Annotated in this window: 6 protein-coding genes and 2 rRNA genes (2 of these 8 running past the window's edge); all 8 read left to right on the top strand. The window is 31.5% G+C overall.

Annotation, left to right across the window (positions count from 1 at the left end):
* Positions 1–708: ribosomal RNA gene (locus tag PZA12_RS23900) — 23S ribosomal RNA — on the top strand (it extends 2,203 nt beyond the left edge of the window).
* 74 nt (positions 709–782) lie between these two features.
* Positions 783–899, top strand: a 5S ribosomal RNA gene (rrf, locus tag PZA12_RS23895).
* A 660-nt stretch (positions 900–1,559) separates the two neighbouring features.
* On the top strand, positions 1,560–4,109 hold the full coding sequence (glgB, locus tag PZA12_RS23890; protein WP_103699275.1) for a 1,4-alpha-glucan branching protein GlgB: 2,550 nt from the start codon (positions 1,560–1,562) through the stop codon (positions 4,107–4,109).
* A gap of 95 nt (positions 4,110–4,204) precedes the next feature.
* Positions 4,205–5,644 (top strand): glycogen synthase GlgA, encoded by a 1,440-nt coding sequence (gene glgA, locus PZA12_RS23885; RefSeq protein ID WP_103699274.1) that lies wholly within the window; start codon positions 4,205–4,207, stop codon positions 5,642–5,644.
* Between the two features lie 33 nt (positions 5,645–5,677).
* A complete protein-coding gene (locus tag PZA12_RS23880) occupies positions 5,678–8,113 on the top strand; it encodes a glycogen/starch/alpha-glucan phosphorylase (RefSeq protein ID WP_103699273.1) in 2,436 nt (811 codons plus the stop codon).
* 13 nt (positions 8,114–8,126) lie between these two features.
* On the top strand, positions 8,127–9,953 hold the full coding sequence (locus PZA12_RS23875; protein ID WP_077841783.1) for a glycoside hydrolase family 13 protein: 1,827 nt from the start codon (positions 8,127–8,129) through the stop codon (positions 9,951–9,953).
* Between the two features lie 272 nt (positions 9,954–10,225).
* Positions 10,226–11,386, top strand: coding sequence for a glucose-1-phosphate adenylyltransferase (locus tag PZA12_RS23870; RefSeq protein WP_103699272.1), 1,161 nt, complete (start codon positions 10,226–10,228; stop codon positions 11,384–11,386).
* A gap of 26 nt (positions 11,387–11,412) precedes the next feature.
* Positions 11,413–12,500, top strand: the 5' portion of a protein-coding gene (gene glgD / locus PZA12_RS23865; protein ID WP_077831439.1) for a glucose-1-phosphate adenylyltransferase subunit GlgD. 25 nt of this gene lie beyond the right edge of the window; only the first 1,088 of its 1,113 coding nucleotides appear in the window; its start codon is at positions 11,413–11,415; its stop codon lies beyond the right edge, outside the window.

Below are 12,500 nucleotides of genomic sequence, written 5' to 3'. Positions count from 1 at the left end.
GTTCTAACTGGATGCCATGAAACTGGTGACAGGACATTGTTAGGTGGGCAGTTTGACTGGGGCGGTCGCCTCCTAAAATGTAACGGAGGCGCCCAAAGGTTCCCTCAGAACGGTCGGAAATCGTTCGAAGAGTGTAAAGGCAGAAGGGAGCCTGACTGCGACACCTACAAGTGGAGCAGGGACGAAAGTCGGGCTTAGTGATCCGGTGGTACCTCGTGGGAGGGCCATCGCTCAACGGATAAAAGCTACCTCGGGGATAACAGGCTGATCTCCCCCAAGAGTTCACATCGACGGGGAGGTTTGGCACCTCGATGTCGGCTCGTCGCATCCTGGGGCTGAAGTAGGTCCCAAGGGTTGGGCTGTTCGCCCATTAAAGCGGCACGCGAGCTGGGTTCAGAACGTCGTGAGACAGTTCGGTCCCTATCCGTCGCGGGCGTAGGAAATTTGAGAGGAGCTGTCCTTAGTACGAGAGGACCGGGATGGACTGACCTATGGTGTACCAGTTGTTTCGCCAGAAGCATAGCTGGGTAGCTAAGTCGGGAAGGGATAAACGCTGAAAGCATCTAAGTGTGAAGCCCACCTCAAGATGAGATTTCCCATAGCATAAGCTAGTAAGACCCCTTGAAGACTACAAGGTTGATAGGTCAGAGGTGTAAGTATGGTAACATATTTAGCTGACTGATACTAATAGGTCGAGGGCTTGACCAATATAATCAAGTTGTAATATACATTAAAGAAACTGTGTGCAATTTTGAAAGAACAAAGTTTTTTCAAATTGAAGATCTCGTGGTGATGGCATAGAGGTAACACTCCTTCCCATTCCGAACAGGAAAGTTAAGGTCTATAGCGCCGATGGTACTGCATGGGAGACTGTGTGGCAGAGTAGGACGTTGCGAGGTAAGCAAAAAAGATAGTTGTAATGACTATCTTTTTTTATTTTGTAATGTTTCGCACTTTTAATAAGCAGGCTCTAAGGTATTAATTGATTCATGTGCTTGAATTGTATCATTTAAAATATATGAATAATTATAACGTTTAAGGTAATATATTAAAGTTGTTTTAATACTAATTGTTAAAGAGAGGATTCAAGATATGGATTCTCTTTTTTTTTATGGTATGAATTTTGGTAAATTAAGCACTATTATCATTGGTTAGAGAGTGAAGATCGCCCTCTGATCATGATTTTAAAAAGATATATAAGTGACATGAGTTTAAAATAATTTTTCTAATATTAAAAACTTAGCAGAATAAAACTTAGGAACTGCTCACTTTATTTCTTAATATACAGCGTCTTTTATGAGCTTGATTATTGCTATTCTGTGAATTAATTTTAAATTTAATAAAATGAATGATTGAATATTATACATTATATATGGATAAAAATATATATTTATTATCTTAAAAGTTAAATTAATTATAATTTTTATTAAAAATAAAGAAAAATAAGTGAAAAGTACCATAAAATTTGGTAAGATATATATATAGTGAGAATTATAATAAAGAGAAGCATTTAATTTAGTTTATGAGAGGGATATGAATATGGATGGGGGTATAGTTTAATGCAAAATGATCCTAAAAGCAGTAAGATTAAAGATAAAGATGAAATAGGTCCTAGAGATATGAATGGTTTGACAGAAGAAGACGGAAAAGTATCTATCGAAGATAATTCATCTGTTGAGAAAAGAATAAGTAAGACAAAGGGAAGAGCAAAAAAGAAAATTTCCTCAAAGGAAACAACTGAATTAAATCCAATTAATAATCTAGATGTTAAGGTAAATGACATTACTACAAATGATAAAGAAATTGGTATTAAATCTAAAGGGATTTTAAAGAAATCTAAGGCAATTGATAAGAAGAATGCGTTGGAGAATAAAAACGAAGAAAAAATTATTTTAAAAGAAGAGAATAATAAAGAATCTGAATTGGAGGGTGGAGATAATATTAATAAATCTAAATCCACCAAAACGAATGAATTAGCTGTACAACCAAAGACAAAAAAAACAACTAATAAATCTTCAAAAGGGAAATCTGCAGTAAGTTCAACAAAAGCAGGTACAACAAAGAAATCAGCTTCAAAAGAATTAATGGAAGAATTTCAAGCAGAAGGGGAGAAGATTGAAAAGTCGAAAACAGAACATAGTAAAATTAATGTTAAAAAGAGAACAGAAAGTATTGATAAATCTGAAATAACTAATCTTAACACATATTTGTTTCATCAAGGTAAAAACTATGAATCTTATAATATTTTAGGTTCACATATTAAAACTGAGAAAAGAAAGAAAGGTGTGCAATTTGTAACGTGGGCACCTAATGCAAAAGATGTATATGTTGTTGGGGATTTTAATAATTTCGAAGTAAAAGAGGAATACAAGCTTGAAAGAATAACTGAAAATGGATTATGGAGAGGCTTTTTTTATACTGCTAAGGCTGGAAATAGATATAAGTATTGTATAGTGGGAAGCGATGGAGAGATGGGAGAATACAAAGCCGATCCGTATGCAATACAAAGTGAATTGAGACCAGATAATGCATCAATAGTATATAAGCCTAAAGCTTTCAAATGGAATGATAAAAAATGGATTGATCAAAGAAATAAAATAAATGTACTTGAGCAACCATTAAATATATATGAGGTACATTTGGGCTCATGGAAGACAAATAAAGATGGCGGATTCTTAAAATACGAAGAAATCGCAGAAGATTTACCTAAATATGTGAAAGATATGGGATATACACACGTAGAGATTATGCCACTTATCGAACATCCATTGGATGCTTCTTGGGGATATCAGGGAACAGGATATTATTCACCAACAAGTAGGTATGGGGATTATGAAGGCCTTAAAATTTTAATAAATAAGTTACATGAGGCTAATATAGGAGTAATAATGGATTGGGTTCCAGGTCATTTTTGCAAGGATGCTCACGGACTATATAAGTTTGATGGAACACCAACATATGAATATCAAGAAGAATGGAGAGCGGAAAATAAAGGTTGGGGAACTTGTAATTTTGATCTAGGTAGAGATGAAGTTAAAAGTTATTTAATATCGAATGCATTATACTGGTATAGAGAGTTCCATATTGATGGATTAAGGGTTGATGCCGTATCAAGCATACTGTACTTGGATTATAGCAGATCGCACGGGGAATGGGTACCAAACAAATATGGAGGAAATGGGAATTTAGAAGCAATAGATTTTCTAAAGGAGTTAAATAAGGCAGTATTTGCAGAATATCCGACTGCACTTATGATTGCAGAGGAATCAACATCTTGGCCTAATGTTACAAAACCTACAATTTATGATGGTTTGGGATTCAACTTAAAATGGAATATGGGTTGGATGAATGATACATTAGAGTATGTCGAAATAGATCCTAAATATAGAAAACATAATCATAAAAATATAACATTTGCGATGATGTATAATTATGCTGAAAATTATTTATTACCACTTTCACACGATGAAGTTGTTCATGGTAAGAAATCATTGGTAAACAAAATGTGGGGAGATGAATGGAATAAGTTTGCAGGTCTCCGAGCGTTTATGTGTTATATGATGGGACATCCGGGCAAAAAATTATCGTTTATGGGGTGCGAATTTGCTCAGAAAATTGAGTGGAGAGAATATGAGGAATTAAAATGGAACCTAATCGATGAGCTAGAAATCCATAAGAAAACTCAATTATTTTTTAAGGATTTAAACAATTTATACCTTAATAATAAAGCTTTTTGGGAGCTCGATCATGACTATAGAGGCTTTAATTGGATAGAAGCCGATAATAATGAACAAAGCATATTAATTTTTGCTAGAAGAAGTAGAAATGATAAAGATACACTGATTTTTATAATTAATTTTACTTCTATTGTGTATTATGATTATCAAATTGGAGTACCATTTTTGGGGAGCTATGAAGAAGTATTTAATTCTGATGATAGTAAATATGGTGGTTCAGGTCAGATTATGGGTGAAATGCTTGTATCTGAAAAGACTCAATTCCACAATCAACCATATTCTTTGAAAGTAAAAGTGCCTCCAATGGCAACATTAATATTAAAAGTGAATGAAATTAATGTAGATAAAGAAATTAAAGAAAAAGATGAATAAAAGGTTAAAAAGACCGTTTGAGAAAGTAAATATTATAAAAATATTTATAGTATAATGATATAAATTTATTTGCTAGAGGTTGAGGGGGATAAAGAATGAGAGTTTTATTTGTAGCATCTGAAGCTAGTCCGTTCATTAAAACAGGGGGGCTCGGAGATGTTGCTGGGGCATTACCAAAAGCACTTGCACAAAAAAATGCAGATGTAAGAGTTGTTATACCAAAGTATAAAGAAATTAGTTGGGAAGTAAGAGACAAGCTAAGGTTTGTTAAATGGTTTAATGTTAAAGTTGGATGGAGAGAACAATTTTGTGGCGTATGGGAATGCTTTTACAATGGAGTAACATATTATGTTTTAGATAATGAAGCATATTTTAAGAGAGATGAAATCTATGGATTCTATGATGATGCAGAGAGATTTGCATTCTTTGATAGAGCCGTATTAGATATGTTGAGGCAAATAGATTGGCAGCCAGATCTTATACATTGCAATGACTGGCAAACTGGGATGTTACCTGTGCTATTGAAATTTGAATATAAAAGAAATGATATGTTCTATTGGAAGATGAAATGCGTATATTCAATTCATAATATAGCATTTCAAGGAGTATTTGATCCTCAAATATTACCGGAGTTATTTGGATTTGATATGGAGCTTTATAATAACACATGCTTAAAATTTGACGATGGTGTAAGTTATATGAAGGGTGGATTATATTATTCAGATATTATTACAACTGTTAGTAATACTTATGCATACGAAATACAAACACCTGAGTATGGTCAAAGATTGGATGGAGTATTAAGAGATAGATCCTATGCATTAAGAGGAATAACAAATGGTATAGATTATGATGAATTTAATCCTAATACAGATAGATTTATTAAAAAGAACTATAGTATAAACTCTATTGAAGATAAAGTGATAAATAAAACTGAGTTACAAAAAGAGTTAGGGCTAACTGTTGATAAAAATATACCAATGCTAGCTATGGTAACTAGATTGACAAGTCAAAAGGGAATGGATCTACTAGTAAATATTTCGGATAAACTGCTACAAGAAAATGTTCAACTAGTTATTTTAGGAACTGGAGATAAGCATTATGAGGAACATTTCAAATGGCTAGATTCTAGGTATGGAAATAAGGTATCTGCAAATATTAAATTTGATAATGGGTTAGCAAATAAGATTTATGCAGCATGCGATATGTTTTTAATGCCTTCACTTTTTGAGCCATGTGGATTAGGACAATTAATAGCACTTAGATATGGTTCTATTCCTATAGTTAGGGAAACTGGGGGACTTAAGGATACAATAATTGCATATAATGAATATACTGGAGAAGGTAATGGGTTTAGTTTTAGAAATTACAATTCAGATGAGTTATACAATATAATAAAATACGCGTTATGGATATATAAGGATAAGGGTAAGTGGGAAAATCTAATCGAAAATGCAATGAATTCTGATAATAGCTGGAATAGATCAGCTCAAATATACTTAGATTTATATAGAGAATTAACAGGACAAGATTAAGATCAGGACATAATGTTATGAGGGGGTATATCAATGCTCGAAATGGATAAAAAAACATTTAAAAAAGCTTATGTAAATAAGTTCTTAGAGATGCATGGTATTGAATTAAAGGAAGGAACTAATCAACAAAAGTATGATGCTTTAGGAAGTTTAGTAAGGGATTATGTTACAAGAACTTGGCTTAAAACAAATAAAAAATATAATAAGACTGGGGAGAAGCAAGTTTATTATTTTTCTATGGAATTCTTACTGGGACGGTTACTTGGTGATGCTTTATTAAATATAGGTATAAGAGATATATGTAAAGAAGCCTTATCAGATTTAAATATAAATTTAGAAGAGTTGGAAAACTTAGAGCAAGACCAAGGACTAGGTAATGGCGGACTGGGAAGACTTGCGGCATGTTTCCTAGATTCAATGGCATCTTTGAATATTCCAGGAAACGGATGTGGGATTAGATATAAATATGGATTTTTTCAGCAAAAAATTATAGACGGAAAACAAGTTGAGGTATCTGATGATTGGTTAAAGCTAGGAAACGTCTGGGAGAAGAGAAAAGCAGAAAAAGCAGAAATTGTTAAGTTTGGTGGAGAGGTAAAAGTAAGCGAAATAAATGGACGCTTAAGCTTTATGCATATAAATTATGAGCCTGTATTGGCAGTCCCATATGATACTCCAATTGTAGGGTACGAAAATGAAATTGTAAATACTCTTAGATTATGGAGTGCAGAGGCGGTTTCAAACGAGTTTGATTTTTCATCATTTAGTAGAGGTGATTTTCTCCAAGCAATTAAGTATAAAAATTCAGTTGAATCAATTTCGCAAGTGCTGTATCCAGAAGATTCATTTTATGAAGGTAAAATGTTAAGACTAAAGCAGCAATATTTCTTTGTTTCAGCAGGAGTCCAAAGCATTGTAAGGCACTGCAAAAAGCATGGAAAAGATATATTATTACTAGATGAAAAAGTAGCGATTCATGTAAATGATACTCATCCTACACTTGCGATACCAGAACTTATGAGAATATTATTGGATGAAGAAGGGTTAGAATGGGATACGGCTTGGAGAATAACAACTAATACAATATCGTACACTAATCATACAATTTTGGCAGAAGCTTTGGAAAAATGGCCAATAGATATGTTTCAAAAATTGCTTCCAAGAATATATATGATTGTTGAAGAAATTAATAAAAGATATTGTGCAGAACTTTTAACTAAATATCCAGGCAACCTTGAAAAAGTTAGAAGAATGGCGATAATAGCTGATGAGCAAGTCAAGATGGCACATCTAGCGATTGTAGGCAGTCATAGTGTAAATGGGGTAGCAAAACTTCATACAGAAATATTGAAGAAAAAAGAGATGACAGACTTCTATTATCTTTATCCAAATAAATTTAATAATAAAACTAATGGAATTACTCATAGAAGATGGCTTTTAAAAAGTAATCCAGAGCTTACAAAACTAATTAAAGATACAATTGGAGATAGCTTTATAAGACATCCACTTGATCTAAAGAACTTTGAGAGGCATTTGTATGATGAAGTGATTCTAGAACAGTTAGGAAAAATTAAAAAATTTAACAAAGAAAAGCTAGCAAGTATAATCTTAAAGAATGATAATGTAAGAGTAGATCCTGATTCTATATTTGATGTTCAGGTAAAAAGAATACATGCTTATAAGAGGCAAGTACTTAATTGTCTAAGAATAATGGATTTATATAATAAATTAATTGATGATCCTAATTACGATATAGTTCCAAGGACATTCATCTTTGGAGGAAAAGCTGCACCGGGTTATTATTTAGCTAAAAATACTATTGAATTAATAAATTGTGTTGCAAACAAAATAAATAATGATTCTAGAGTAAATGAAAAGATAAAAGTTGTTTTCATTCAAAATTATAGAGTTTCGCTAGCTGAACAAATAATCCCGGGAACAGATGTAAGTGAGCAGATCTCAACAACAACAAAAGAAGCTTCAGGAACATCAAATATGAAATTTATGATGAACGGAGCTATTACAGTAGCAACATTAGATGGGGCAAATATTGAAATAAAAGATGAAGTTACAGATGATAATATAGTGATATTTGGATTAACTGCAGATGAAGTATTGAATTATTACAAAAATGGAGGATATAAATCTATTGATATATACAACAATGATATTAGAGTAAAAAGGGTAATTGATGATTTAATAAATGGAAAATATCATAGTGATAAAAATAAATTTAGAAGTATATATGAAAATCTAATAAATTATAATGATGAGTTTTTTGTTTTACAAGATTTTGACTCATATTTAAAAGCTCAAGATAAGATTGATACTCTTTATAGGAATGCTAATAAGTGGCAAAGAATGTGTGGAATTAATATTGCACATTCAGGGATATTCTCATCTGACAGAACAATAGAAGAATATGCAACAGGTATTTGGGGATCAGAGGTAATCTATAAGAATCTATAGGAGGATTAACTGAATGAATGATATACAGATATTACATGACTCTCAAAGCATAAGATTTAGAAGGCCCTTTGGAGCTGTAGAGGCTGGTCAAAAGGTTAAGATATCTATTAATATTAATAAAGACATAATTGTAGCAATCGAATTGATAAAATTCGATGGAACTAAAATGAATATGGGAATGAACAAGGAATATTTAAATAATGGTGAATTTAAATATTCTGTAGAAATTGATACATCTGATGCTTTGGGGATATTAGAATACTATTTTATTTTAATAGATGGGTATGACAGAGTATATTATGGAAATAATGACAATCATTTGGGAGGAGTTGGCCAAATATATACTTATAATCCTGTGCCATATCAAATAACTGTATATGAAAAGTCATTCATACCAAGCTGGTATAAAGAAGGTGTAATATACCATATTCTAATAGATAGATTTTACAATGGAAATGAAAATAAAATTATAGGTAATACAAAAGAAAACTCATTTATATACGGAAGATGGGATGATAGTCCTATGTATATTAGAGATAGTTTTGGAAAAATTTCTAGATGGGATTTTTATGGAGGAAATCTAAAGGGGATAATAAAGAAATTAGATTATATAAAAGAATTGGGAGCTAATATAATAAAGTTAAGCCCAATATTTAAATCCCCTAGTTGCCATAAATATGATACAGCGGACTATGAAATTGTAGATGAAATGTTCGGCACAAATGATGAATTTAGAGAATTATGTAAAGTGGCAAATAGTAAAGGAATTAAAATCATTCTAGATATTGTACTGAGCTATACAAGCTCTGATAGTAAATATTTTAATAAACTAGGAAATTACGACGATGTTGGAGCGTATAATTCGCCAAATTCTAGATTTTATGATTGGTATAAATTTATTACATATCCATATAGGTATGAATCTTGGTGGGGAATGGATGATAGACCGAATGTTAACTCGATGCAAAAAGAATATGTTGACTATATTATAAGCGGAGATAATTCTATTATAAATAAGTGGACAGATATGGGAGTTAACGGATGGTTTTTAAATGTGACAGATGAGCTTCCAGATGAATTTATAGAACTAATAAGAAAGAAAATCGGAGAAATAAATAAGGATACTGTACTTTTAGGTGATATATGGGAAGACGCATCTAATAAGATAAGTTATTCAAGAAGACGAAAATATTTACAAGGGAATGAAGTGCAAGCAGCAACTAATTATCCTTTAAGGGAAAGTTTAATTAATTTTATCAAGGGATATATAAAGTCAGATAAGTTAAATAAAAAAATTATGTCATTGTACGAGAATTATCCAAGAGAAAGTTTTTATGGAAATCTAAATATTATAGGTACAAATGATACAGAAAGAATTTTAACTGTTCTGGATGAAAATATATCACTGTTAAAATTACTTATAGCAATTCAATTTACTTTGCCAGGAGTACCACTAATATACTATGGAGATGAAGCCGGCATAAAAGGTGGAAGAGAACCTGATAACAGGAAAAGCTATCCATGGGGGAAAGAGAACAAAATGCTTGCTGATTTCTACCATAAAATAATTAAAATAAGAAATAATGAAGATGGTTTAAAAAAGGGGAAGTTAAGTATCTTTGAAACTGATCCAGACGTATTTGCGTTTGAAAGAAAATATGAAAATGAGAGCGTAATAGTATTAGTAAATGTTTCAAGCGAAACTAAATTAATTAAAGAAATTAACTTAAGTGGAGATTATGTGAATTTACTTGATATTAGTGAAAAATATAAGTTTATAGGAAGTGATAGCATTATAACTATCTTTCCATATGATTTAAAAATATTGCGTAGGATCTAGTTCATTGAGTTTGATTATATAATAAAAAATTGACAAATATTTTGATATATGCTTATATGGAATTTAATGGAAAATGAATGTATAATATATTGTATGCAAAACTATAATTATAAATTCTAGGGGTAATCATATTACAAAATAATTATTAAAAATATAATATGCTTCTGCAAGTTCACTTAAATAAAAATATAATAATAATTTTTTTGAAGATAGGAGCATATAATATAAAATTTATCTAATGAGAACAAACACATATGAGAGGAGATAATATTATGGGTAAAAATGAAATTGTGGCAATGATATTGGCTGGTGGACAAGGATCGAGGTTAGGGGTATTAACAAAAAAATTAGCTAAACCAGCAGTACCGTTTGGAGGAAAATATAGAATTATAGATTTTCCATTAAGCAATTGTTCGAATTCAGGAATATATACAGTAGGAGTATTAACGCAGTATAAACCGCTAGAATTAAATGCACATATTGGCATAGGGGAAGCATGGGATTTAGATAGAGCTCATGGGGGAGTACATGTATTACCACCATACCAAGAAGAAAAAGGCGGAGAATGGTATAAAGGTACTGCAAATGCAATTTATCAAAATATAGAATTTGTTGATAGATACGATCCAGAATATATTTTAATTTTATCTGGAGATCATATATATAAGATGGATTACACAAAGATGCTAGATTTTCATAAAGAAAAACAAGCAGAGGCTACTATAGCCGTTATTGAAGTGCCAATGGATGAAGCATCACGTTTTGGAATAATGAATACAAGGGAAGATTTATCAATATATGAGTTTGAAGAAAAACCAAAAAACCCCAAAAATAATTTAGCATCGATGGGGATATATATTTTCAATTGGAAAACTCTAAAAAAATATTTAAGAGAGGATGAATCAGACAAGATCTCAAAAAACGACTTCGGAATGAATATAATTCCAAATATGCTTAGCAATGGAAATAAGATGGTGGCGTATCCATTTAAAGGATATTGGAAAGATGTTGGTACTATAGATAGCCTATGGGAAGCAAATATGGATTTGATAAGAGAAGATAATGAACTTGATTTACATGATGAGGAATGGAAGATATATTCAGTCAATCCAGTAAGGCCGGCACAATATATAGGCGAGAATGCAAAAGTAGCTAATTCATTAGTTGTTGAAGGTTGTGTTGTTAATGGACAAGTGGAAAACTCAATATTATTTCAAGGAGTTCAAATAGGAAAAAACTCAGTTGTTCGAGATTCAATAATTATGACGGATGCTAAAATAGGTGATAATGTAGTTATTGAAAAAGCAATTGTTGGAAGTGGAGCAATAGTTAGAAAAGACTGTAAAATTTCTTTAGGTGATGAAATAGCTATTATTGCAGCAAAAGAAGAAGTAAAAATGGGTACAGTTATAGAAAATAATAAAGCAGTTTAGCGATATCACTAAGGGGGGAGAAAGAAATGAAAAATTGTATTGGTATAATCAACTTAGATGAAAATGAAAACAGAATGGGTGAATTAGTAGTTAATAGATCTCTTGCTTCAGTTCCTATTGCAGCAAGATATAGAATCATAGATTTTATTTTGTCTAATATGACCAACTCAGGGATCAATTGTATAGGAATATTTACAAAGAATAAGTCAAGGTCTCTAATAGACCATTTGACAAATGGAAGGCCATGGGACTTAAATAGAAAAAAAGATGGATTAAAAGTTTTTAACTTTGGAAATGACGAGCCTGTTTATGATGATGTCCATAATTTCGCTGAAAATATACAATTTTTAACACATAGTAGAAGAGAATATGTATTATTAGCACCAAGCTACATGATTTGTAATATAGATTACAATGAAGTTTTGGAATACCATAAGAGCACAGGTAAAGATATTACAATGGTATATAAGAAGGTAAACAATGCAGATGAAGCCTTTGGTGATTGCGGCGTATTAAACTTTGACGATTCAGGAAGCGTTATAAGTGTAGGAGAAAATATAGGGAAAAGTCCGAAGGCAAATATCAATATGGAGATGTATATATTAAAAACTGAATTATTTATAAATATTGTAAATGAATGTGTAAGTAGTGGAATGTATCGAAAGGTAAAAGAGTATATTCATAATAATTTAAATACGTTAACAGCAAGTGCTTACGAATTCAAAGGACATTTAGATTGTATAAATTCAATTAAGGCATTATATGATAGTAATGTGGGATTTTTAAATAGAAAAGTAAATAAAGAAATTTTTAATGATGAAAGACCTATCTATACAAAAACTAAAGATGAAGCTCCAACTCACTATGCAGATACAAGTAGTGTTATAAACTCAATAATAGCAAATGGTTGTAGAATAGAAGGAACAGTTGAAAATTGCATAATAGGCAGAAGGGTATATATAGGAAAAAATACAAAATTAAAAGATTGTATAATAATGCAAAATAGCAGAATTGGTGACGATGCAGTATTGGATAATGTAATTGCAGATAAAGGTAGCGAGATAAGAAGTGGTGAGACCCTTATTGGATCAGTTATGTATCCTTTGGTTATAAA

This window comes from Clostridium beijerinckii (assembly GCF_036699995.1).
In the GTDB taxonomy this organism is placed as follows: Bacteria; Bacillota; Clostridia; order Clostridiales; family Clostridiaceae; genus Clostridium; species Clostridium helianthi.
Note: the sequence above shows the minus strand (reverse complement) of the source record. Positions and strands in the feature narration are given on the sequence as shown.

Excerpts from the sequence above, each read along its gene's own strand:
- glgB (WP_103699275.1), top strand. The coding sequence starts at position 1,560 with ATGCAAAATGATCCTAAAAGCAGTAAGATTAAAGATAAAGATGAAATA.
- glgA (WP_103699274.1), top strand. The coding sequence starts at position 4,205 with ATGAGAGTTTTATTTGTAGCATCTGAAGCTAGTCCGTTCATTAAAACA.
- PZA12_RS23880 (WP_103699273.1), top strand. The coding sequence starts at position 5,678 with ATGCTCGAAATGGATAAAAAAACATTTAAAAAAGCTTATGTAAATAAG.
- PZA12_RS23875 (WP_077841783.1), top strand. The coding sequence starts at position 8,127 with ATGAATGATATACAGATATTACATGACTCTCAAAGCATAAGATTTAGA.
- PZA12_RS23870 (WP_103699272.1), top strand. The coding sequence starts at position 10,226 with ATGGGTAAAAATGAAATTGTGGCAATGATATTGGCTGGTGGACAAGGA.